At 70.6% G+C, this 21,619-nt stretch carries 23 protein-coding genes; 13 read left to right on the forward strand and 10 right to left on the reverse strand.

Annotated features, from left to right (window positions below):
• Positions 1–92 precede the first annotated feature (92 nt).
• The 4 genes from QSK39_RS12725 to QSK39_RS12740 all read left to right on the forward strand — a co-directional run bounded on the left by QSK39_RS12725 (position 93) and on the right by QSK39_RS12740 (position 3,543).
• Positions 93–443, forward strand: coding sequence for a DUF485 domain-containing protein (locus QSK39_RS12725; protein ID WP_285477794.1), 351 nt, complete (start codon positions 93–95; stop codon positions 441–443).
• Positions 440–2,068: a monocarboxylic acid transporter gene (locus tag QSK39_RS12730; protein ID WP_285477795.1), complete on the forward strand. Its 1,629-nt coding sequence runs from the start codon at positions 440–442 to the stop codon at positions 2,066–2,068. Before QSK39_RS12725 ends, QSK39_RS12730 begins: the two co-directional genes overlap by 4 nt.
• 84 nt (positions 2,069–2,152) lie before the next feature.
• Positions 2,153–2,512, forward strand: coding sequence for a rhodanese-like domain-containing protein (locus QSK39_RS12735; protein ID WP_284743312.1), 360 nt, complete (start codon positions 2,153–2,155; stop codon positions 2,510–2,512).
• Positions 2,513–2,514: 2 nt separating this feature from the next.
• Entirely contained in the window at positions 2,515–3,543 is a 1,029-nt protein-coding gene (locus tag QSK39_RS12740; RefSeq protein ID WP_285477796.1) for a DUF4328 domain-containing protein, read from the forward strand.
• Here QSK39_RS12740 and QSK39_RS12745 read toward each other — a convergent pair.
• Positions 3,540–4,130, reverse strand: a complete 591-nt coding sequence (locus QSK39_RS12745; RefSeq protein ID WP_285477797.1) for a TetR/AcrR family transcriptional regulator — start codon at positions 4,128–4,130, stop codon at positions 3,540–3,542. The genes QSK39_RS12740 and QSK39_RS12745 overlap by 4 nt on opposite strands.
• 91 nt (positions 4,131–4,221) lie before the next feature.
• Between QSK39_RS12745 and QSK39_RS12750 the strand changes: the two genes are divergently transcribed.
• Positions 4,222–5,577 carry an MDR family MFS transporter gene (locus tag QSK39_RS12750; protein ID WP_285477798.1) on the forward strand — a complete coding sequence of 452 codons (1,356 nt, stop codon included), beginning with the start codon at positions 4,222–4,224 and terminating at the stop codon, positions 5,575–5,577.
• Positions 5,574–6,419 carry a mycothiol conjugate amidase Mca gene (gene mca, locus QSK39_RS12755; protein ID WP_285477799.1) on the forward strand — a complete coding sequence of 282 codons (846 nt, stop codon included), beginning with the start codon at positions 5,574–5,576 and terminating at the stop codon, positions 6,417–6,419. The genes QSK39_RS12750 and mca overlap by 4 nt, the downstream gene beginning before the upstream one ends.
• Positions 6,420–6,825: 406 nt before the next feature.
• On the opposite strand, the gene QSK39_RS12760 is transcribed toward mca, so the two are convergent.
• The gene (locus QSK39_RS12760) at positions 6,826–7,992 is read right to left on the reverse strand and encodes a cytochrome P450 (protein ID WP_285477800.1); all 1,167 of its coding nucleotides are present in this window, start codon (positions 7,990–7,992) and stop codon (positions 6,826–6,828) included.
• 53 nt (positions 7,993–8,045) lie between these two features.
• Here QSK39_RS12760 and QSK39_RS12765 point away from each other — a divergent pair, with 53 nt between their 5' ends.
• The 4 genes from QSK39_RS12765 to QSK39_RS12780 all read left to right on the forward strand — a co-directional run bounded on the left by QSK39_RS12765 (position 8,046) and on the right by QSK39_RS12780 (position 11,006).
• Positions 8,046–8,927, forward strand: a complete 882-nt coding sequence (locus tag QSK39_RS12765) for a DUF5926 family protein (RefSeq protein ID WP_285477801.1) — start codon at positions 8,046–8,048, stop codon at positions 8,925–8,927.
• Positions 8,928–9,120: 193 nt separating this feature from the next.
• Positions 9,121–9,474: a DUF952 domain-containing protein gene (locus QSK39_RS12770; RefSeq protein ID WP_285478009.1), complete on the forward strand. Its 354-nt coding sequence runs from the start codon at positions 9,121–9,123 to the stop codon at positions 9,472–9,474.
• Between the two features lie 198 nt (positions 9,475–9,672).
• Positions 9,673–10,185, forward strand: coding sequence for a SigE family RNA polymerase sigma factor (locus QSK39_RS12775; RefSeq protein ID WP_284743520.1), 513 nt, complete (start codon positions 9,673–9,675; stop codon positions 10,183–10,185).
• Positions 10,182–11,006: a hypothetical protein gene (locus QSK39_RS12780; RefSeq protein ID WP_285477802.1), complete on the forward strand. Its 825-nt coding sequence runs from the start codon at positions 10,182–10,184 to the stop codon at positions 11,004–11,006. The genes QSK39_RS12775 and QSK39_RS12780 overlap by 4 nt, the downstream gene beginning before the upstream one ends.
• A gap of 75 nt (positions 11,007–11,081) precedes the next feature.
• Here QSK39_RS12780 and QSK39_RS12785 read toward each other — a convergent pair whose 3' ends face one another.
• From QSK39_RS12785 to QSK39_RS12795, 3 genes are all read right to left on the reverse strand, one after another.
• Positions 11,082–11,636, reverse strand: coding sequence for a ferritin (locus QSK39_RS12785; protein ID WP_284743303.1), 555 nt, complete (start codon positions 11,634–11,636; stop codon positions 11,082–11,084).
• Between the two features lie 149 nt (positions 11,637–11,785).
• A complete protein-coding gene (locus tag QSK39_RS12790) occupies positions 11,786–12,973 on the reverse strand; it encodes an arginine deiminase (protein ID WP_285478010.1) in 1,188 nt (395 codons plus the stop codon).
• A gap of 40 nt (positions 12,974–13,013) precedes the next feature.
• Entirely contained in the window at positions 13,014–13,826 is an 813-nt protein-coding gene (locus tag QSK39_RS12795) for a CPBP family intramembrane glutamic endopeptidase (RefSeq protein WP_285477803.1), read from the reverse strand.
• 22 nt (positions 13,827–13,848) lie between these two features.
• On the opposite strand from QSK39_RS12795, the gene QSK39_RS12800 reads away from it, so the two are divergent.
• Entirely contained in the window at positions 13,849–14,310 is a 462-nt protein-coding gene (locus QSK39_RS12800) for a PPOX class F420-dependent oxidoreductase (protein WP_285477804.1), read from the forward strand.
• On the opposite strand, the gene QSK39_RS12805 is transcribed toward QSK39_RS12800, so the two are convergent.
• On the reverse strand, positions 14,302–15,096 hold the full coding sequence (locus QSK39_RS12805; RefSeq protein ID WP_285477805.1) for a DUF2470 domain-containing protein: 795 nt from the start codon (positions 15,094–15,096) through the stop codon (positions 14,302–14,304). The two genes, QSK39_RS12800 and QSK39_RS12805, sit on opposite strands and share 9 nt — an antisense overlap.
• Before the next feature lie 135 nt (positions 15,097–15,231).
• Here QSK39_RS12805 and QSK39_RS12810 point away from each other — a divergent pair, with 135 nt between their 5' ends.
• Positions 15,232–16,290, forward strand: coding sequence for a hypothetical protein (locus QSK39_RS12810; RefSeq protein ID WP_285477806.1), 1,059 nt, complete (start codon positions 15,232–15,234; stop codon positions 16,288–16,290).
• Here the strand turns inward: QSK39_RS12810 and QSK39_RS12815 are convergent.
• Complete coding sequence (locus QSK39_RS12815; protein ID WP_502873265.1) at positions 16,257–17,489, reverse strand: MFS transporter; 1,233 nt, start codon at positions 17,487–17,489, stop codon at positions 16,257–16,259. The genes QSK39_RS12810 and QSK39_RS12815 overlap by 34 nt on opposite strands.
• 95 nt (positions 17,490–17,584) lie before the next feature.
• Here QSK39_RS12815 and QSK39_RS12820 point away from each other — a divergent pair, with 95 nt between their 5' ends.
• Positions 17,585–18,487: a LysR family transcriptional regulator gene (locus QSK39_RS12820; protein ID WP_285477808.1), complete on the forward strand. Its 903-nt coding sequence runs from the start codon at positions 17,585–17,587 to the stop codon at positions 18,485–18,487.
• On the opposite strand, the gene QSK39_RS12825 is transcribed toward QSK39_RS12820, so the two are convergent.
• The 3 genes from QSK39_RS12825 to QSK39_RS12835 are packed head-to-tail and all read right to left on the reverse strand — an operon-like array spanning position 18,484 to position 21,542.
• Positions 18,484–18,972, reverse strand: a complete 489-nt coding sequence (locus tag QSK39_RS12825; RefSeq protein ID WP_285477809.1) for a DUF4231 domain-containing protein — start codon at positions 18,970–18,972, stop codon at positions 18,484–18,486. The genes QSK39_RS12820 and QSK39_RS12825 overlap by 4 nt on opposite strands.
• Positions 18,973–18,994: 22 nt before the next feature.
• On the reverse strand, positions 18,995–19,732 hold the full coding sequence (locus QSK39_RS12830; protein ID WP_285477810.1) for a hypothetical protein: 738 nt from the start codon (positions 19,730–19,732) through the stop codon (positions 18,995–18,997).
• Position 19,733: 1 nt separating this feature from the next.
• Positions 19,734–21,542, reverse strand: a complete 1,809-nt coding sequence (locus QSK39_RS12835; protein ID WP_353051044.1) for a substrate-binding and VWA domain-containing protein — start codon at positions 21,540–21,542, stop codon at positions 19,734–19,736.
• Positions 21,543–21,619 lie beyond the last annotated feature (77 nt).

Here is a 21,619-nt window from a genome sequence, read left to right on the forward strand (position 1 = left end):
GAGGGATTACGAATAACACGGTCGCCCCATACGTTCCGTTGGTTTCTGCCAGTACGGCCAGAACCAGAACGGAAAAGAGGTGGAGATCCGCTGTGAGCAGCACCGAACACGACGTCGGTGGCGCGGAGCCGCAGACCGACTGGGAGAGCATCCAGGGGAGCCCCGAATTCACGGACCTGCGCCGCCGATTGCGGGTGTTCGTGTTCCCGATGACCGCGCTGTTCCTGCTTTGGTACCTCCTGTACGTGCTCCTCGCCGACTACGCGCACGGCTTCATGAGCACCAAGCTGGTCGGCAACATCAACGTCGGCCTGGTCTTCGGCCTCCTGCAGTTCGTGTCGACGTTCGTCATCACCGGGCTTTACGTCCGCTACGCCAACCGCAAGCTCGACCCGGTCTCCGACGAGATCCGCGCCCAGATCGAAGGAGTGCCCGGCAAATGACCCTCGCGGCGGGCGTGGAGGGCAGCAACTCCACGCTCAACATCATCATCTTCCTGGTCTTCGTCGCGATCACGCTGGTGATCGTGTTCCGGGCCAGCCGGAACACCAAGACGGCGTCGGACTACTACGCCGCAGGTCGCGCGTTCACCGGTCCCCAGAACGGCATCGCGATTTCCGGCGACTACCTTTCGGCGGCGTCGTTCCTCGGCATCGCGGGCGCGATCGCCGTCAACGGTTACGACGGTTTCCTCTATTCGATCGGTTTCCTGGTGGCGTGGCTCGTCGCGCTGCTGCTGGTCGCGGAACTGCTGCGCAACACCGGCAAGTTCACGATGGGCGACGTCCTCGCGTTCCGCATGAAGCAGACACCGGTGCGCGCGGCGGCCGCCATTTCGACGCTCGTCGTCTCGTTCTTCTACCTGCTGGCGCAGATGGCGGGCGCCGGTGGTCTGGTCAACCTGCTGCTGGGCATCGAAGGCGAGGCCGGGCAGGACGTCGTGATCGCCGTCGTCGGCGTGATCATGATCCTGTACGTGCTGATCGGCGGCATGAAGGGCACCACCTGGGTGCAGATCATCAAAGCGGCGCTGCTGATCGTCGGCGCGTTCGCGATGACGCTGTGGGTGCTCGGCAAGTACGGCTTCAACCTGTCCAGCCTGTTCCAGGCCGCCGTCGACAAGGGCGGCAAGGGCGGCGCGGCGCTGCTCGACCCGGGCAAGCAGTACGGCAAGACGGGCACGACGAAGCTCGACTTCCTGTCGCTCGGCATCGCGCTGGTGCTCGGCACGGCGGGCCTGCCGCACGTCCTGATGCGCTTCTACACGGTCCCGACCGCGAAGGACGCGCGGCGCTCGGTGGTCTGGGCCATCGTGCTGATCGGCGTGTTCTACCTGTTCACGCTGGTCCTCGGTTACGGCGCGGGCGCGATCGTCGGGCCCGACAAGATTTCCAAGGCCCCGGGCACGACGAACGCGGCGGCCCCGCTGCTGGCTCTGGAGCTCGGCGGCCCGGTGCTGCTGGGGTTCATCTCCGCGGTCGCGTTCGCGACGATCCTCGCGGTGGTCGCCGGCCTGACGATCACGGCGTCGGCGTCCTTCGCGCACGACGTCTACGCGAACGTGATCAAGAAGGGCCAGATCTCGACCGGCGGCGAGGTCCGCGTCGCCCGGATCACGGCGCTGGTGATCGGTGCGCTGGCCATCGCGGGCGGCATCCTGGCGAAGAGCCAGAACGTCGCTTTCCTGGTGGCCCTGGCGTTCGCGGTGGCGGCGTCGGCGAACCTGCCGACGATCCTGTATTCGCTGTTCTGGAAGCGGTTCAACACCCAGGGCGCGCTGTGGTCGATCTACGGCGGCCTGGTCGTCACGATCGTGCTGATCGTCTTCTCGCCGGCGGTCTCGGGCAAGCCGGTGGACGCGAAGACCGGCAAGAGCGCTTCGATGATCCAGGGCGTCGACTTCCACTGGTTCCCGCTCGACAACCCGGGCCTGGTCTCGATCCCGGCCGCGTTCCTGCTCGGCTGGCTCGGCACGGTCCTGTCGAAGGAGCGCAACGCCGCGAAGTACGCGGAGATGGAGGTGCGCGCGCTGACCGGCGCGGGCGCCGAGAAGGCCGTCACGCACTGATTTCCCGGCGAAAGGGCCTCCCGGTGATCGGGGGGCCCTTTCTCTTGTCCACCTCACGCGCGGGCAACGCCCCCGCATGGCAGCATGGAGATCGTGGTGAGCCCTGCTGAACTGCCGACCGCCGAGGTCCGCGACCTGCCCAAGGACGGCCTCGTGCTGCTCGACGTCCGCGAAGACGACGAGTGGGCCGCCGGACACGCGCCCGGCGCGGTGCACATCCCGATGGGGGAGCTGCCCGCCCGCGTCGGCGAGCTGACCGGCCTGCCCGACGACCAGCCGATCCACGTGATCTGCCGCAGCGGCGGCCGGTCCGCCCGCGCGACCGCGTGGCTCAACCAGAGCGGCTGGGACGCGGTGAACGTCGCCGGCGGCATGGGCGCGTGGCAGCGCGAAGGCCGGCCGATGGTCGGCGAGCACCCCGGCATCGATCCCGAAGTGATCTAGCCTTGCAGCCGGGTCAGCCTCCGCAGTACCCCCCGGGGTACTGGCCGCGCCAAGCGCCGCTGCCGAACGCCCAGCAACAGCAGGGCCGGATGCTGGCCGCCCAGCCGGAGTCGTACCCGTACCACCGCCGTCCCGCGCACCGGCCGAAGCTGCGCTGGGTGGCGACCCCGCCGCCGGGCGCGTGGCCGCGTCGCCGCGTGACCCCGCCGGAGCGCTACCTCGGGCCGCCGTCGTACCCGGTGCCGCCGCGCTGGGGCTTCCCCAACCTGGTCTGGCGCCGCCCGACGTCGGTGCCCGGCACGGCGTCCGACGAGGTCCGCCCGATCGACCGGATGCCGGTACTCAGCCGCAGCCTGATCGGCGTCCTCTTCGCGTTCGCCGTCCTCTCCGTGGTCGCCGCGGGCGCGGAGGTCTGGCGGTACGTGCTGCTCGTCCAGGGCCGCGAGTCCGCGCTGAACCGCTCGGTGGTGGCGTTCTCCGACGGCTTCGTGCTCACCGCGGGCCTGCTGGCCTCGATCCTCGCGCTGCTGCCTGCCGGGCTGTCGCTCTGGTGGCTGCTGGTCGCCCGCCGGGCGGCGGCGGACGTCTCGGGCGACGACCCGCCGCGGCCGGTGTGGCAGGTGCTGGTCGGCGTCCTCGTCCCGATCGCGAACCTGCCGATGGCGTTGTCGGTCGCCGGCGAGCTGGAGCACGCGGTGCTGGGCCGCCCGCGCGACGTCCGGCCGAAGCCGTCGCGGCAGGTGCTCGTGTGGTGGGGCGCCTGGCTGCTGAACTGGGTGCTGCTGGGCGTGACGATCGTCTGGCGCTTCCGCGACGACGTCCAGTCGATGGCCGACAGCGTCGTGCTCGTCGCGCTGACCGACCTGGCCGCGGCTCTGCTGGCGGTGGTCACGGCGCTGGTCGTGCGGCGGTTCTCGGCGCTGCTGGCGCCGTCGGACGCGCGGGCCGTGCGCTCGATGCGCGTGCTGAAGGTGGCCGGGGCGCCCGAGCCCGAGCTGCGCAACGCGCGGCCGGCCGGCGCCGCGCGCTAGTACCGGCCGAGCACCGGTTCCAGCTGGTCGAAGGCCAGTTCGGCGGTGGGCCACACCGCGTCGGCGATCCCCTTCTCGTCCTCGAGGGTCCGGTCGGAGACCTCCTGGAAGAGCACCCGCAGCACGGTGGCGAGGTGCGCGGCGGCGAGCACCGGCTCGAGCCCCTGCTCGGGGTGGCGCCGGACCAGGAGGTGCGTGAGGGCGGCCTCGCGCTCGCGGTGCATCTCGTGCAGGGCGTTCGTCAGGACCGGGCTCTCCTTGATCATCCGCACGAAGCCGGGACCCGAGAAGCCGACCAGCGCGTGCTCGGCGCCCAGTGCTTCGAAGTAGAGCTCGCGGGTGTCGTGGAAGACGCTGTCGCGGACCAGGGTGGCGGGCCAGGCCGTGAAGTCCACGCGGATGTCGAAGACCAGGTCTTCCTTGCGCGGGAAGTGGTTGGTCACGGTCATCTTGGCGACCCGCGCCTCGGCGGCGATCTCGGCGATCGTCACGTCTTCGAAGCCGTTGCGGATGAACAGCTTCGTCGCCACGTCCGAGATGGTCTTCCTGGTCTCGTGCTTCTTCTGGGCCCGGAGTCCCTCGCTCATGGGCGTCACTCTACTGGGTCGGACCCAAGATTGTGCTTGACCCAGTGAGTGGGTCGGACCTAATCTGAGGTTCGACCTAATCTCCTGGGGGGTGGATGTGACGACGGCAGTGGCCCGGCCCGACGCGGCGTTGTGGAAGCTCGGCGGCGTCCTGATCATGGGCGCGGTGCTGTCGATCCTCGACGCGACGATCGTGACCGTCGGGATCGACTCGATCGCCCGTGACCTGGGCAGTCCCGTGACGACGGTGCAGTGGGTGGCGAGCGCGTACCTGCTCGCGGCGTCGGCGGCGATCCCGCTGTCGGGCTGGTTGACCGATCGCTTCGGCGGCCGGGCGGTGTGGCTGACGGCGGTGGCGGTCTTCACGGCGGGCACGCTGCTGTGCGGCTTCGCCTGGTCGGCGCCGGCGTTGATCGCGTTCCGGGTGATCCACGGCCTGGGCGGCGGGCTGATGCAGCCGGTCGGGCAGGCGGTGTTCGCGCAGGAGGCCGGGCCGGCGCTGGGGCGCATGATCGGGGTGATCACGCTGCCGGCCACGGTGGCGCCGGTACTGGGCCCGCTGCTCGGTGGTGCCCTGGTGGCGGACTTCGGCTGGCGCTGGATGTTCTTCGGCGTCGTCCCGCTGGGCGTGGCGACGTTCGCCGTCGCGCGCCGGCTGCTCCCGGCCCCCGAGCCTTCCGGTGCTCGTTCTCCTTTGGACGTCCGCGGGATTCTGCTGCTGTCGCCGGGGCTCGCCGCGTTCGTCTACGGCCTGGCCGAGGGCGTGGTCGTCGCCTGGGTGGCCGGAGCTGTGCTGCTCCTGGGGTACGGCATCCACGCGTCCCGGGCGCCCTCGCCGGTGCTCGACCTGAAACTGTTCCGGGACAGGGGATTCTCGGTGGCTTCGGTCAGCACTTTCCTGCTGGGCGCGTCGCTGTACAGCTCGATGTTGGTGTTGCCGCTGTACTACGAGCAGGTGGAGCACGCGAGCCCGTGGGAGGCGGGGTTGCTGCTGGCTCCTCAGGCCGTCGGCTCGGCGGCGGTGTTGCTCGCGGGCGGCCGGCTCTTGGCCCGGTTCGGTCCCCGGCGGATGATGCTGGCCGGAATCGGCTTGTCCCTGCTGGGCACGGTCGCGTTCACCCAGCTCGGCTCGGCACCCAGCGGAGTCCTGCTGACGGTCTCGCTCCTGATCCGGGGAGCCGGCCTGGGTGCGGCGACGGCACCGGGAATGACCACGCTGTACGGCTCCCTCGAGCGGTCCCGCATCCCGCGCGCGACGAGCGCGTTCAACGTGATCAACCGCGTCGGCGGCTCGCTCGGCACGGCCCTGCTGGCGGCGATCCTGCACCACGCTCTCACGTCGTCGGCGCCTCCCACAGCGTTCGGCACGACGTTCACGTGGGCGCTGGCGCTGTCCGCCTTGACCTTGGTTCCCGCGGCTTTCTTCCCTCGGAGGAGTACTCGATGACCTTCCGCCTCTTGAGCGTCCACGCCCACCCGGACGACGAGTCCAGCAAGGGTGCGGCGACCCTGGCCCGGTACGCGGCCGAGGGCGTCGACGTCCTGGTCGCCACCTGCACCGGCGGCGAACGCGGCGACATCCTCAACCCGGCCGTGGACACTCCCGAAACCCGCGCCGACCTCCCGGCGATCCGCCGTCGCGAGATGGCCGCGGCAGCCGAGATCCTGGGCGTCCGGCAGCGATTCCTCGGCCTGGTCGACTCCGGCTTGCCCGGCGAAGGCGAACCGCTACCGGAAGGCTGCTTCGCCGCCCTCCCGCTGTCGGCAGCGGCCGCTCCGCTGGTCGCCCTGATCCGAGAGTTCCGCCCGCACGTCGTGATCACCTACGACGAAACCGGCGGCTACCCCCACCCGGACCACATCCGCACCCACGAGGTCACGCTCGAAGCCTTCACCGCGGCCGCCGACCCCGCCCGCTACCCGGGCACCGGCGAGCCGTGGCGGCCCCAAAAGCTGTACTACCAGGCAACCCTGAGCCGGGCGTGGTTCCAAGCCCTGCACGACGCGACCCTGGCCGCCGGCCTGGAGTCCGCAATGGCGGACGTCCTGGCCGAACTCCCGCTCGAAGACCCGTTGCCGGTCACCACCCGAATCCGCTGCGAGTCCCACTTCGCCACCCGCGACCAAGCCCTCCTGGCCCACCGAACCCAGGTCGACCCGGCCCACCCGTTCTTCGCCCACTCCCGCGAAATCGAACGAAAAGCCTGGCCCCACGAGGACTACCACCTGGCCCACCCGACCCCAGGCCCCAACCTGGAGGAGGACCTCTTCACCGGAGTAACCCCATGAGACCGCGTGTCGCCCCTTCAATCACGCGTGATGCCTCCCCAATCACGCGTGATGCCCGTCCAATCACGCGAGATCCGCCCCGGATCACGCCGGACCCGGCTCACACGGTGACGCGAAGCTCCCGCAGACCCCGGATCACGAACTCCGGCCGTCGCCGCGGAGTCTCGGCAATGCGCGACCCCGTGCCGCGGTGCCCCCTGCCCAACACGATCGTGCGCATGCGGCCACGCGAGTTCCGTCCTCAATCAAGCGAGTTCCGCATCCGGTCACGCGAGATCCGCCCCGGATCACGCCGGACCCGAAGGACCGAAGCTCGGGTTTCCGCGGCCGCAGCTCTTCGACGAGCGAGCACCCCGGCAGCGTCCTCGGCGCACCCAGCGCCGCCCCGGATCACGCCGGACCCGGCTCACACGGTGACGCGAAGCTCCCGCAGGCCCCGGATCACGAACTCGGGCCGTCGCCGCGGAGTCTCGGCGATCCGCAACCCCGGCAGCTTCGCGGCCAGCGCACTCAACGCCGCGGCGATCTCCACCCGAGCGAGAGGAGCCCCTACGCAGTAGTGGATCCCCAGGCCGAAGCCGAGGTGCGCGTTCGGCGTCCGTCCGATGTCGAGGGTGTCCGGCGCGTCGAACACCTTCGGATCACGGGCTGCGGCACCCAGCAACGCGCCGATCTTCTGGCCCTGCGGGACGACATGTCCGCAGATCGACACGTCCTCGGTCGCCGTCCGCTCGAACAGCTGCAAGGGCGCGTCGAACCGGATCAGTTCCTCGACGCAGGAATCCAGCAAGGAAGGAGCCGCCAGCAAGCGTTCCCACTGGTCCCGGTGCGTGAGCAGCGCCGTGATGCCGTTGCCGAGCACGTTGACCGTCGCCTCGTGGCCGGCCATCAGCAGCAGTACCGCGGTCGCGACCAGCTCGTCCGGTGTCAGCTCGCTGCGCAGGAGGTCGCTGATGATGTCGTCGCCCAGGGCGTCGGTGCGTGCCGACGCCACCGACCGGACGTACTCGACGAACTCGGCGGCCGCGCGCTCAGCGGCGTCGCGGCCCTCCTCGGGCAGGCCGTACTCGTACATCTTCACGATCGCGTTGGACAGTTCGACCATCCGTGGCCCGTCGGTGCCGGGGACGCCCAGCAGCTCGGCGATCACCGCGACCGGCAGTGGCTGGGCCAGGTGTTCGAGGAGGTCCGCGCTGCCGTCGGCGGCGATCGCGGCCGCGAGATCGCCGACCATGCGGTCGGCGAGCGTCGCGACCATCGGCCGCAGCCGTTGCACGTGGCCGCGGCCGAACGCGCCCGCGATCAGGCGGCGCAGGCGGGTGTGAGCCGGAGGCTCGTTCTCCAGCAGCGAGTTGCGGTGGAGCAGGTTGAACGACGCGAACCGTTCGAGCGGCTGCGCGTCCTGCCAGATCCGGCCCAGGCCGCGATGCCGCAGCACCGCCGACGACGCGGCGTGCGACACGGCCACGGCGAGGCCGAGCTCGTCGTGGAAATGGACGTCGCCCTGCTCGCGCAGTGCGGCGAACGCCGGGTACGGGTCTTCCAGGAACGCGGGATCGCGGGGGTCGAACACGTCGCGAGACTAACCCTTCGATAGCGTTCAAAGCCGAGCCAGAGGAGGCAGCAGTGGGCAAGGGCGCGCGCAAGAAGGGTCCCAAGCAGGCGACGGACCGCAAGCCGAAGGTGCGCGACGTCTTCGTCGGCCAGCCGTTCGAGGGACTGGTGGCGGAGCCCGAGCTGATCGCGCTGCGTGAGTTCGTGCCGTCCGCGACGGCCAAGCTGACCCTCGCCGACGGTGGCGACGTCACCCTCGGCACCGTGCTGCCGATGGCCGCGGCCGCGTTCGTCCGCTCGGACGGCGAGCGGTACCTCGGCCTGCAGGTGCAGACCCGCTCTTCCGACATCAGCCGCGACCTCGGCCGCTCGCTGAAGTGGCTGCTGGACGCCAAGGAGGGTGACGTCCTCGGCGTGCCGGACACGACGACCCCGCCGTCCGCCGACGAGAACGCCCGCCTCCAGGACTTGCTGACGCCGGGTGCCGAGCTCGACGTCACGCTCCACAAGGACTTCGCCTGGTGGCTGCCGGAGGACGCCGACGCGACCGGCGACGTCGCGGTGTCCCTCGAGCGCGCGAACGCCGCGATCATGCCGACCGAACGGCTGGGCTCGGGTGCGTACTGGGTCCTCGCCGGTGAGAAGGCGCACCTGCGCTGGGTCCGTCCGGAGCCGGAGAACCTGCTGCTCCAGGCGCTGGCGCGGCTGTCCGCGGCCGGCGAGCTCGGCCTCGGCGAGGGCTCCCGCTACGCCGGTTCGTTCCGGGCGCACGGCCTGCTGGTCCCGGTCTGGGACCTCGACCCCGAGGCCCACGCCCGCGAGTGGGCGGACGCCAAGGACGCCCTCGGCACCCGCCTCGAGACGGCCCTGAAGTCCCTCGACGCGGAACCGCTGAACGCGGCCGAGCGCCGCGCCCGCGACGGCCTCATCGGCCGCCAGCTCACCCTGCGCTGACCGCGCGCGAAACAACGCCCGCCGCCGAGCCCACGCCCGGCGGCGGTTTCGCGACCGGGGCGCCCCCCTGTCGGAAAGCACCGGACCACCGGTGCGTACCGGTGACCGGAAACCGCTCGATGAGCGTTCAACCAGGCCTTATGTGGCGCACGAGACACCGCCGCCGGATCGCCGTGGTGGGACCATTCTTCGCGTGATACTTCACATCTGCGGGGCGGCCGACTGGGCCGAAGTGGGCGAAGGCGGCGAGTACAAGCCTCCTTCACTGGGGGAAGTCGGGTTCGTCCACTGTTCCGACTTCGGCACGGCGCACCTGCCGGCCAACGCGCTCTACCGGGGCCGTACCGATCTGGTGCTGCTCGAGATCGATCCGGCCAAGCTCGACGTCGCCGTCCGGTGGGAGGACGGCGAGCCGCCGCATCCGGCCGGTGTGTGGTTTCCGCACGTCTACGGGCCGATTCCGCACGCCGCCGTCGTCGGTGTGCACCAGTTCGCCGAAGCGGGTGACGGTGGCTTCCGGCTGCCGGACTCGCTCGCGCGTCGCTGACGTGGGCAACTCATCACCCGTCCGGGCGTCTACGAATCCGGGCGGGAACGCAGGCAACCTGAGGGGGCTGTGATGCGTGTGCAGGGGGAAAGCGACTGTCCGAGCCCGGGGGGAGGCGATACGGTGACCGCTGCGGCACCCGTCTTCACCGGGGGAGATACCTGGGTGACCAGCGCAGGCCGAGGGAGGGCCGCGACGTTGCCGGGTGAGCTGGTCGACTTCGGCGACTTCGTGCAGGCCACTCTGCCGGGGCTGCTGCGGTACGGCCACGCGCTCACCGGCAACCCGCACGACGCGGCCGACCTGGTGCAGACCGTGCTGGAGAAGATCGGTTCGCGCTGGACGTACGTGCACGAGAAGACCGGCGACCCGCTGGCCTACGTCCGCCGGTCGATGGCGAACGCGCACGTCAGCCGGTGGCGCCGCACGCGCCGCGAGAACCTCGTGGCCGATCTGCCGGACACCAGCCCGCACGTGCCGGACGACCCGTTCGAGCACGAACCACTGTGGCGCGCGTTACGAACGCTGCCGCCGAGACAACGGGCCGTCATGGTCCTGCGTTACTACGAAGGTCTCTCGGAAGCGGAGATCGCCGGGGCCCTCGGCGTCACGCAGGGCACCGTCAAGAGCCAGGCCAGCAAGGCGATCACGTCACTGCGGTCGAAGCTGACTGTGGCCGACATCCAAGGCGAAGGGAGTGACGCGGGTTGAACATCTCCGAGGACGAGCTGGAGCAGCGCCTGCGTGAGCTGTTCGCCGATGAGCGGCTGGACTTGCCGCCACCGCCGGAGGCCGGCACGACCATCGTCGCCGGTGCGCGACGGCGTCGTCGCCGTCGCCAGGGCGTCTTGGCCGTGACCGGGGTCGCGGCGGCCGTGGTGGCCGTCTCGGGTGGGCTCACCATGGTGCGCCTGCACGCCGAGGACGGCACCGCGGTGATGTCCGCCGATGGCTCTTCGATCAGCGTCAAGCCGCCCGAGAACCTCACGGCCGGGCGGCAGGCGCAGAGTTCGGTCCCGGGACCGACCAGCACCCAGGACATCGAGGCGTCCTCGCCTCCCGCTCCGCCGACGTCGAAGGCCTCCCGGCCGCCGTCGGCCCAGCCGCCGTCGAAGCTGCCGCCCGTGCTGAGCGGGCCGCTGCTCGGCTCGGACGGCTTCGGCACCATCAAGCTCGGCATGTCCGAGACCCAGATCGCCGCGCAGGGCGTCACGCTCACCGAAGCGCAGGCCGGCGCGAGCTGCACCGTCTACACCGCGCAGGGCAGCGGGGTGCCGTCGGTCGCGACCGTCGTGGTCTCGAAGGCGGTCGGGCTCACGGTCGTCACCCCCGAACAGGTCGCGCACACCGCCGAGGGCATCGGCGCCGGGTCGAGCAAGGCGCAGGTGCTCGCGACCTACCCCGCCGCGAAGGACGAGTCGGGAGGCGTCGTCGCCCCGGCCACCGACGCCGCCGACTACCACTTCCGGCTCGGCGACTCCGGGGTCGTGCAGACCAGCCTGATGAGCGTCAACCAGGACTGCGCCGGCTGAACGCCGGCGACATACAGAAACCCGGGCTGTCCACAGGGGGAGAGCCCGGGTTTTCTGCCTTCGTGGTGGGAAGTATCAGAGTGCCCCGCCGGCCACCGGCGGCATCTGCGAGTCGGAGCCGCCGTCGCCGACGGACTCGCGGTGCAGGTGGTTCTCGACCTCGAACAGGTTGCCGTTCGCGCGCTTGACGACGTTCAGCAGCGTGCTCATCTGGGAGATCTCTTCGACCTGCTCCTTGAGGAACCACTGCGTGAACTGCTCGCTGATGTAGTCCTCTTCGGCGCGGGCGGCCTTGGCCATCGCGGAGATGTCGGTGGCGACTTCCTTCTCCTGCTCGAGCGCGAGCTCGATGACCTCGGTGACGCCGGAGAAGTCGTTGCGGACCTCACCCGTGCCGGGGATCTCGACGTGGTGGTCGCGGTCGAGCATGTACTGCACGAGCGCCATCGCGTGGTTGCGCTCTTCGACGGACTGCTTGTAGAAGTGCTTCGCCAGCTGAGGCAGGTCCTCGGCGTCGAACCAGACCGCGAGCGCGATGTACTGCTGGGACGCGTTGAACTCGTTGTGGATCTGCGCCTGCAGCAGTTCATAGAACTTCGAGCGCGGTTCTTTCTTCTTGGTGAGGGCCATGTGAATCAGAATAGATCAAGTTTCGCCTGAAAGCCACTCGGGACTGGTGATCTGCCACCTATTAGGGTTACCATTCCTAAAGAAGACGAACCTAATTTAAGTAAGCCTTCCCTAAATTGTCGAAACCATTTAGGGAAGGCTTACTTTATTTATCGCAACGGTTCCCGGCGGATCGGGCAGGACATGCACCGCGGCCCGCCCCGGCCGGAGCCCAGCTCGGACCCGGCGATCGGCAGCACCTCGATGCCGGCCGCCTCCAGGCGCTCGTTCGTCTCGACGTTCCGCTCGTAGCCCACGACCACGCCGGGCGCCAGCGCCAAGGTGTTGTTGCCATCGTCCCACTGCTCGCGTTCGGCCGTCACGGGGTCGAGGCCGGTGTCGATGACGCGCAGCCGGTCGATCTCCATCGCCTCGGCCGCGGCCACCAGGAACGGCGTCGGGCCGGCCACCTTGACGCCGCCGTCGCCGGTCGGGCGGATGGTGAACGCCGTCAGCGAGTCGCGCGCCAGCGGGTACATCACCACGGCGTCGGCGTCGACCATCGTGCACACCGTGTCCAGGTGCATGGTCGCGCGGGACTGCTCGATCGGCACCGCCAGCACGGTGTGCGCGATGCCGTCGGCGAACACCGAGCGCGCGAGCGACTCCGCGCCGGCCGCGGTCGTCCGCTCGCCGACGCCGATGGCGAGCACGCCCGGCGCCAGCAGCATCACGTCGCCGCCCTCGATCGGCGCCGAATGCGCGCCGTACGCGCGGGCCGCGTGCCGGAAGTACGGGTGGTAGGCGTAGATCAGGTCGAGCACCGCGGTCTCGCGGCGGCGCGCGGGCATGGTCAGCGACGAGATCGCGACGCGGTCGGCGATCCACGCCGACGAGTCGCGCGTGAACAGCAGGTTCGGCAGCGGGTCGACGGCGAAGTCGTGCGGGTGGTTCATCATCCGCACCAGCGACGCGCCCTCCGCGGACGGCAGCTCCTCGAAGGTCATCCCGGCCATCAGCACCTCGGCGAGGCCGGCCGAGGTGATGCCGGACAGGTGCGACCGCAGCGAGTCGGCCAGGTCGCCGCCGAGCCGCCGGTCGTCGACCGCCGCGTGGACGCCGGCCGCGTGGGCGCGGTCGTCTTCGAGGGCCGTCCGGAGGGCGTCGGCCAGCAGCAGGACGTCGACGCCGCGGCTGCGCAGCACGTCGGCGAACGCGTCGTGCTCGGCCTGGGCCCGGTCGACCCACGGGATCGAGTCGAACAGGAGCTGGTCGTTGTTGCGGGGCGTCAGCCTTTTGAGCTCGTTGCCGGGCCGGTGCAGCAGCACCGCGCGCAGGGGTCCGACTTCGCTGTCCACCCGGGGAGGTGTCGTTTCGTCGATCACCCCCCGAGCTTAGTCAGGGCAGCCAGGAAACGTGCCCCTTCAACAGGGCATATCCGACGAAGGACACGAAGTCGAAGAGCGTGTGGGCGGCGACGAGCGGCCACAGCCGGTTCGTCTTCTGCCACAGCCGCCCGAACACCAGGCCCATGATCAGGTTGCCGACGAACCCGCCGAAGCCCTGGTAGAGGTGGTACGACCCGCGCAGCACGGCGGCGCCGAACAGCGCGTTGTTCTCCCGGACGCCGAGCTGCCGCAGCCGCGTCAGCAGGTAGCCGATGACCAGGACCTCTTCGGCGAACGCGTTGCCGAACGCCGACAGCGTCAGCGTGATCGGGCGCCACCACGTGTCGTTCAAAGTGGACGGTTGCACCGCCAGGCTGAACCCCAGGTGGTAGGAGATGAAGTACAGCGCGAGGCCGGGGATCCCGATCAGCGCGGCCAGCCCGAGCGTCAGCAGCGCGTCCCGGCCGGGGGACCGGCGGTCCAGCCCGACCTGCGCGATCTTGATCCCGGCGCGCCACAGGAAGTACAGCCCGAGCGCGCCCCAGCCGACCAGCTGGGCGGCCGAGAGCAGCTGCTTGAGCAGGTCGATCAGGCTCGCCGCGGCCTGGGGCACGTTGAGCTGGACCTGTTGCTGGGCCAACGGCGTCGGCTGCAGCAGGGAGTCCACAAGGGACAGCAGGCTGCGCACGCCGGACAACCCGAGCGTGATGCCGAAGACGATCAGCAGCTCCAGCTTGATCGCGCGGCGCTCCCGCGGGTCGTCGACCGGTTCCGGGAACGCCGGTGCGGCCGGGGCCAGCCACGATCGCGCGGTGAACGTCATGTGCGCACGCTACCTTCGGGGTATGCCGAGGAGCATCGCCACCAACGAAACCGTCGACCGCGCCGCGCTCGTCGAGTTCCTGTCCACCCGCCACCGCGCGATCCTGATGGCCACGAAGGCCGACGGGAGCCCGCAGCTCTCGCCGGTGACCTGCGGCGTCGACGCCGAGGGCCGGCTGGTCATCTCGACCTACCCGAAGCGCGCCAAGGTCGTGAACGTCAAGCGCAACCCGAAGGTCTCGGCCTGCATCCTCTCCGACGAGTGGAACGACCAATGGGTGCAGCTCAACGGGACCGCCGAAGTCCTGGACATCCCGGACTCCGTCGAGCCGCTCGTGGAGTACTTCCGTGCCATTTCGGGCGAACACCCGGACTGGGACGAATACCGCGAGGCCATGGTCAAGCAGGGCAAGAGCATCATCCGCGTGACGATCGAGAGCTGGGGCCCGCTGGCCAAGGGCGGGTTCCCCGCCGAACTAGCCTGACGCACCCCGCAGGAACGGGCAGCCGACGAGCCGCCGCAGCTCCATCGCGAGCTGCGGCGGGCTCTCGACGGACTTCGAGAACGCCAGCCGGACGTCGTGGTCACCGGCGTCGGACTCGACGCGCAGCCGCAGCCCGAACCGGTCGAGCCCGAGCGGGCGGATCCGGCCGCCGCGCAGCTCCGCCGGCAGGTGCTTGGCCAGCTGCTCGACGACGTCGGAGTGGTCGCTCTCCAGGTGCCGCAGCCACTGGGCCTCGTAGTCGTGGAACGGGTCGGGTGGCGCCGCGCTGAACGTGTGCGGGCGCAGCGAGTGCGTGCCTTCGGCGTCCGCGAGCACGAGCGACGCCGGGGTGAGCCGCAGCAGCGTGACGCCGTGGCCGACGTCGAGGAGCCGTTCGTCCGGCCGCGACTCGGCAATCGACACCGCCCGCGCGCGGGCCGACACCGGCGAGAGCGGTCGCAGCCAGCCGGTGATCCACAGCAGCCCGCGGATCGGCTCCCGCAGGGCGACCGGCGCCTGGTCGGCGAGCTCGACCATCACGGCCAGCTCGCCGCGCTGGGTCTCCTTGGCCGCGCGGACCATCGCGTGGTCGTCGGGCAGCAGCACGCTCACGCTGCCGCTGTGGTGCACGTGGTGCAGGACCGGGACGACGCGCTCGCCGTCCAGTCCGGCGCGTTCGCAGGTGGGCATCAAGGACGCGGGACCGTTGCGGGTCGCGATCGTCTTGGCGCGCTCGGCGGGGTTCGGCGCCGGCGGGCGGCGGATGGATGTCGGGGCCTCGGTCACGGCTCACCTCCTACTTAGGTGAGCCTAACCTGAATCCTGCGGTCTGGATAGTCGCTCGATTGCGGTCCGGGTCACGCGGGCGTTCCGCCGAACGGAGTATCGGTAACACCGCTGTGCAAAATTCCGAAAAGACCGGTGACCAGTGTCGACACGGTGGGGGCCAGCGTGCAGATCGTCCCGGTTCCCGAGCGCGTGCCCGCGTTCGAACTCGACCCCGCGATGCCGTCCGGCGCGCTGCCGATCTTCGGCGAGTACCTCGACCGGATCGGTCGTGACATCGCGAACCAGCGGGTGCTGGCGTGGTTCTTCCTGGCGTTCGGGGTCGCCCAGTTCTTCACCGGGGCCGGGGTGGCGCTGGCGATCGGCACGATCGCCCTGGCCGGCTCGGTCGAGGCGTGGTGGCTCTACCGCGCGTACGTCCGGGTGCCCGAAACGCGGCTGAAGCGGGAGGCGTTCCGGCGGGTCGACCTCACGGCCGACGCCTTGGTCGCGGCGGGGCGGACGGTCGGCCTGCGCCTGCCGGACGGCCGGTGGCTGCGCGTCCGGCTCGACGAGGCGCATCGGTTGCTGGTGGCCGGGCACCGGCGGGTCTGGCTGCTGGGCCGCGGCCCGAAGGTGTTCGTCGGCTTCTCCGGCGTGGTGCGGCTCCGCCGCGCGCGCATCCACGACTCGCCGCCGGCAGGTGCCGTGGTGGTGCCGGAGCCGGCCGGGTCCGCCTCGCCGAGGCTCGATCCCGTGCTGACCGCGCACCGCCGCGAGATCGCCCGCGAGCAGCGTGCGACGGCCGCGTTCCTGCTGGTGCTCGCGGGTTTCGCGAGCTGGGTCCGGCTCGACTTCCCGGTCATGGGGTGGGTCGCGTGGACGTTCGCGGCCGGCGCGCTGCTGGGCGCGTTCGTGACCGCGGCGCGCGCGTTCGCCTACCGCCGCCCGCTGCCGGCGGACCACTGGACGGAGCTGCGCGCGGTCCTCGACGGCCCGGTCCGCATGGGCCGCCACGGCACGGCCCGGCTGAGCGGCCTGACCATGCTCGCCGACGGGACGGTGATCGGGTTCCGCCTGCCCCGGGCCGATCCGTCGATGGCAGCGAACATCGCCGCGACCGGCCGCCTGTGGATCGCGGGAGTTCCCCGGCCGGGCGCGGCGAAGACGGGCGTGCCGGGTTATCCGGTGCTCGGCACGGTCTGGCTGGGCTGAGCGGGCGTCCGGTCCCGGCGGGGCAGCAGGAGCGGCGTCCCCAGCACCAGCACCCCGGCGACGCCGATCGCGACGCGCGTGCCGGTGAAGCTCGCGAGCACGCCCCAGAGCGCCGTCAACGTGGCGATCGACGCCTTGGTGCTGACCGACCACGCCGAGAGCGTGCTCGCCACGCGGTCGGCCGGCAGCTGCTCGAGCCGGTAGGTCGCGAGCACCGGGTTGAACACGCTGCAGGAGACGATCAAGCCGAGCTCGACGACCATGACGAAGGCGAGCCCGCCGGCGCCGGCCGGGAGGAAGGCCAAGGCGAGCAACCAGCACGCTCGGACGGCGCCGGCCACCACCAAGACGGGGTGCCTGCCGAACCGCCTGACGAGCCGCGGCGTCAGCCGTGAACCGGCGAGCCCGCCGAGGCACGGGACCGCGAAGGCGAGTCCGTACTGCCACGGCGTGAACCCGAGCTGGTTCAGCATCAGCACGGCGAGCAGTGGCTCGGTGCCCATGATCAGGCCGTTGAACAGCAGGACGTTGAAGTACAGCGGCCGCAGCCCGGGGTGCGTCAGGATCGTGCGCCACCCCTCGGCCAGGTCCCGCGCACGCAGGCGAGTGGTCTGCCGCGGGCGCGGTTCGTCTCCGCCGATGGCCCGGATCCCGAGCGCGGAGAGCAGGAAGCTGACGGCGTTGGCGGCCACCGACGTCACCGGGCCGAAGAGCGCGAACGCCGCCCCGCCGAGCGGCGGGCCGAGCGCGGTGGCCGTCCAGTTCGTCGACTCGAACCGCCCGTTCGCGACGAGCAGGTCTTCGGGCGCTACCAGGCCTTTGAGGTAGGCGCCGCTCGCGGAGGTGAAGGTGATGTCCGCCGCGGCGACGATCACGGACACGACGAGGAGCTGCCCGAAACTCAGCGACCCGAGCGCGTAGAGGGCAGGCACGCTGATCAATGCGGCGAACCGGACGAGGTCCATGGCCACGAGCACCGGCCGCTTGCGCCGCCGATCGACCCAAGGCCCCATCGGCACGGCCACGAGAGCCCCGACGGCCGGCCCGACGGCGGCGAGCGCGGAGACGGCCGCGGGCCCGGCGTGCAGCACGAGGATCGCCAGCATGGGAAAGGCCCCGAAACCGAGCCAGGTCCCGAACGCGCTCACGGCGTAAGCCGTCCACAGCCACCTGAACCGCCGCCCGAGCCGCCTGCGCATCACCGGAGGATCAAAGCGGGGATCGGCCCGGTGAAGCAAACAACCGACGCGGCGGCGAGCCACAACACCGCGTTGTGAACCTAGAGTTGTCCGCTGTGGACCTCGATGCCGTGCGTACGTTCGTCTCCGCCGCGGAGGCGGGCCGGTTCCAGGACGCCGCGGTCCATCTCTCGATCACGCAGCAAGCCGTCTCGAAGCGCATCGCCGCGCTGGAGAAAGCCTTGGGTGTGCAGTTGTTCACCCGTATCGCGCGTGGAGCCGTGCTCACCGGTGACGGTGAGGTCTTCCTACCTCACGCCCGGGAACTCCTCCTGGCCGAGGCTCGAGCGCTGGCGTCGGTAGGCACCAGGCCGTTCCGGGTCGACGTGATCGGCCGGCGGCTGTGCCCGGCGACGCTGCTGCGCGGATTCCACGAGGCTCATCGGGAGATCGCCTTGGAGGTGGTGACGCTCTTCGACGCCGCTTCGGCGATCGCGGCCGTCCGGGAAGGCAGCATCGATGCCTCCTTCCGCGCGGTCGACGTGCTGCCCGAAGACGTGGATTCGGCCTGGGTGTTCGACGAGCCGATCCAGCTGCTGTGCGGACCCGCACACCCACTGGCCGCGTCGTCTTCGGTGACTCCTGAGGTACTGGCCGGGCATCGGATCTGGATGCCCGGCGTGGTGCCCGGGACCGAGTGGGGCGCGTACTACGCCGAGTTCATGGCCGCGTTCGGACTGTCGATCGACGCCGCCGGGCCGAACTTCGGCACCGAGGTGGTGCTGGACATGCTCGCGGAGTCGGCGGAGGTCGCCACCCTGGTCGGAGCGGAAAGCCGGGTCCGGTGGCCGGCCGGGCACGACTTGCGGCGCGTTCCGATCGAGGATCCGACGCCCGTGTATCCCCATTCGCTCGTTTGGCGCCGGGGCAGTTCGCACCCCGCGCTGGCCAAGCTGCGCGCTCATCTGAGGCCGGGCGCGCGGGCCGCCACGACCTGGCGTCCCGGCTGGGCGAGCTAGCTCGTCACCGCCTTCTCGCGGTTGTTGCCGTACGACAGCCGGAGGGCGACCCAGCCGTCGCGTTCTCCCGCGCAGATCTCCTCGACCGTCTCCACCAGGACCGCCGCCGCACCGGAAGTCGCGTAGTTGCCGTGCCTGGCGGCGAACAGCGCGATCTCCTTCTCGATCGCGTAGCGCGCCCGGGTCCGGCTGGTCCAGTTCTCCTTGTAGCCGCCCAGCGCGCGGATCCCGTTGATCAGCACCGCCAACGACCCGACGGCCGCGATGAGCCGCGCGTCGAGGGCGAACGCCGCCAGTGCGGGGATCGTGGCCGTCACGACCAGACTCGTCATCTCGACGATCGAGTGCCAGCGCCGTGCGGCCCACGAGGACCGCTGGTAGCGCTGCCACTCGGCGAGCACCGAGGGCGGCACGGGCTCGTCGTCGACCCCCTTCGCTTCGAGGACCCACTGACTGCGCGCGATCGACCGCGGATCTGCCTTCATGGGACGAAAGTGAAGCACGTCGTCAGCCCAGCGACTTCCGCGTCGCCTCCTCGGTCTCGAGCACGCCCTGCCGGATGCCCTCCAGCTGGTCGCTCAGCTCCCGCACCGCGCCGGTGTCGACCGCGACGTCCGTCGTCGCCGCCGTCAGCTCCGCGACGCGCGCCACCAGGCTGTCCAAGCCGAGTGCGCCCGACTGCAGCTGGGCCAGCAGCTTGTCGCGTGCTCCCGAAAGCCGTGCGTGCACGTCCGCCTGGGCCTTGACCGACGTCAACGCCTGTTCGAGGTCGCCGCGGACCTCCTCGCGCGCGGTTCTCAGCGACTTCTCCAGCCGGCGCCGCTCCTGCGTCACGGCGTCGAGGTCGACCCGGGAAAGCGCCTTCCCCGTCGCCGACGCGCGGCCCGCGAGCCGCCGCAGCGTCGCCAGCGTCTCTTGGACCACCGGTTCCATGTCCGCGACGCGGTCGGCCAGCGGGCCGGCGTCGAGGGACGAGCTCAGCGACGCGAACCCGTCCGCCGCGCCCTCGGCCCGGCGCAGCCAGTTCTCCTCGTCGGACCCCGGTGCGACGTCGAGCACGCGCGCCTCACGGCGTTCCGGCGCCGGCTCCCGGCCCAGCGAAGCCACGCCCGCGCGGGCGGCCAGCACCGCGACCCCGATCAAGAGGGCGAGGAGCACCGGCAGCTGGACGGCCCACGCCACCCCCGCCGACGTGGCGGCCAGCAGCAGCCCCCACGGTTCGGCGAGCTCACGGGCGAACTTCATGTCAGAAATTCGAAATCACGGAAGTGAACACCTGGTTGATCGAGTCCGGTTTGGACGAATCGTACTCCGATCCCTCGGTCGCTTCGGCGATCTGCTTCAGCACGCCCTGGTCGGCGTCCGAGCCGTAGGCGATCGTGAACAGCCGGACCGTCTCCGCGTTGCCCTCCGGCCGCAGCTGCGGCAGCAGGTGGTCGAGGTCGACGCCGCCGGAGTCCTCGTTGCGGCCGTCGGTCAGCACCACGACCGCGTTGATCGCCGACGGGTCGACGTGCGCCTTCATGTACTCGTACGCGGCCTGCGCCGAGTCGTAGAGCCCGGTGCCCGCCTGCGGTGACAGCCCGCTCAGCCGCATCGCCAGCGTCTCCTTGCCGCTGGTGCCGAGCGGCTGGACCGGCAGCAGCTCCTGGTAGTCCTTGTCGCCGTCGAGGTGGGTGGAGAACTGCCAGAGCCCGACCTGGTCGCGCGGCACGAACTGGCCGAGCGCGTCGATCGCGGCCTGCTTGGCCAGGTCGATCTTGCTCTTTCCGGTGCCCTTCACCTCGTCACCCATCGAGCCCGAGACGTCCACGACCAGCAGCACGTTCGCTTTCTTGCGCAGCTCGGTCCACGTGGTCAGCAGCTTCGAAAGCACCGTCGGCGACGGCGGCTGCAGGAAGCTGATCTTCGCGTCCGGCTGGGTGCCGTTCGCCGTCGTCACCTGCGGGCCCGGCTTGCCGTCGAACGACCGGAAGCCGAGCGCGGCGAACCGCTGCTGCGTCTCCGGACCCCGCAGGTAGCCGAGGAAGTCCGCGGCGATCTGCTTGCGCGTCGGGTCGGCCCAGTTGAGCGTGACGAACGGGTGGTCGGAGTTGAGCGTGCCGTCGGCCGGGTAGATCGCGACGATCGGCACCTTCGGCGGCGCGTGCTGGCCGACCTTGGCCGGGTCGTTCGTCGGGTTCCCCTGGTTGTAGCCGATCAGCGAGCTCTCCTCGACGGTCACCGCCGAGATGTAGGACAGCGCCGCGCCGCGGTCGTCGGCCTTCTGCAGGTTCGTCAAGAAGGTCAGCGTGTTGTCGCCGTAGTGCACGATCGCCTGCTCGATGTTCGTGACGAACTGCTTCGCCTCGGGCTTCTCGAGCGCGGCCGCGGTGAGGTCGGACGACGTGCCGGTGGCCGCGTAGTACGCGCCGATGGTGGCGTTCAGCCCCGCGGTGGAGATGTTCGGGTTCGTCTTGCCGAGCCGGAACTTCCCCCACTCCGGGTGGCCGTACTTCGCCCAGCCCGCCGGGTCGGTCGCGAGCGTGGCGAGGTCCTTCCAGCCGATCGGCTTGGCCGGCCAGCCCAGCGCCTCGGCCATCGGCTTCGGCATCGCCACGGTCAGCGGCGAGTTCGCGATCGACTGCGGGTCACCGTCCGGCACGATCGACGCCGAGTCGCCCTTCGCGTTGACGCGCAGCAGGTTGACCCAGCCGCTCGCGGCCGGTGTCCAGACGTCGGGGCGCGGCCCGTCGGTGGCCTCGTTCCAGCCGTTCGCCAGCGCCTGCATCGCGATGCCCGACGACTTCGATTTCACGATGACGTCGACGCAGTGCCCGGCGACGGTCCGTCCGGAGTAGGCCTTCGCGGCCTCCTGGACTATTCCGACCTTTTCCGGGGACGACGCGACGTTGAGCGCGATGGCGTCCGAGCCGGTGCATTTCGGCGCGTCCGCCTCGTCGCCCGAGTCGCTGGTCCAGGCGCGGATCCCGATGATCAAGCCGGCGGCGACCACGATCGCGGCCACGAACGGGAGAATCTTTCTCTTTCGCCGTGCTGGTTGGGAATTGATCATCGAGCCCTCCCCGTTCCACCGCCGAAATACCATTATCGGGCAGCGGAACGGAACGGGGACGGTAATTCCGAAACTTG

This window comes from Amycolatopsis sp. NBRC 101858 (genome assembly GCF_030269325.1).
In the GTDB taxonomy this organism is placed as follows: domain Bacteria; phylum Actinomycetota; class Actinomycetes; order Mycobacteriales; family Pseudonocardiaceae; genus Amycolatopsis; species Amycolatopsis ponsaeliensis.

Excerpts from the sequence above, each read along its gene's own strand:
- QSK39_RS12815 (WP_502873265.1), bottom strand. The coding sequence starts at position 17,489 with ATGCGCAGGCGGCTCGGGCGGCGGTTCAGGTGGCTGTGGACGGCTTAC.
- mca (WP_285477799.1), top strand. The coding sequence starts at position 5,574 with ATGACCTTCCGCCTCTTGAGCGTCCACGCCCACCCGGACGACGAGTCC.
- QSK39_RS12745 (WP_285477797.1), bottom strand. The coding sequence starts at position 4,130 with ATGAGCGAGGGACTCCGGGCCCAGAAGAAGCACGAGACCAGGAAGACC.
- QSK39_RS12825 (WP_285477809.1), bottom strand. The coding sequence starts at position 18,972 with ATGAAGGCAGATCCGCGGTCGATCGCGCGCAGTCAGTGGGTCCTCGAA.
- QSK39_RS12800 (WP_285477804.1), top strand. The coding sequence starts at position 13,849 with ATGCCGAGGAGCATCGCCACCAACGAAACCGTCGACCGCGCCGCGCTC.
- QSK39_RS12795 (WP_285477803.1), bottom strand. The coding sequence starts at position 13,826 with ATGACGTTCACCGCGCGATCGTGGCTGGCCCCGGCCGCACCGGCGTTC.
- QSK39_RS12785 (WP_284743303.1), bottom strand. The coding sequence starts at position 11,636 with ATGGCCCTCACCAAGAAGAAAGAACCGCGCTCGAAGTTCTATGAACTG.
- QSK39_RS12735 (WP_284743312.1), top strand. The coding sequence starts at position 2,153 with ATGGAGATCGTGGTGAGCCCTGCTGAACTGCCGACCGCCGAGGTCCGC.
- QSK39_RS12835 (WP_353051044.1), bottom strand. The coding sequence starts at position 21,542 with ATGATCAATTCCCAACCAGCACGGCGAAAGAGAAAGATTCTCCCGTTC.
- QSK39_RS12830 (WP_285477810.1), bottom strand. The coding sequence starts at position 19,732 with ATGAAGTTCGCCCGTGAGCTCGCCGAACCGTGGGGGCTGCTGCTGGCC.
- QSK39_RS12730 (WP_285477795.1), top strand. The coding sequence starts at position 440 with ATGACCCTCGCGGCGGGCGTGGAGGGCAGCAACTCCACGCTCAACATC.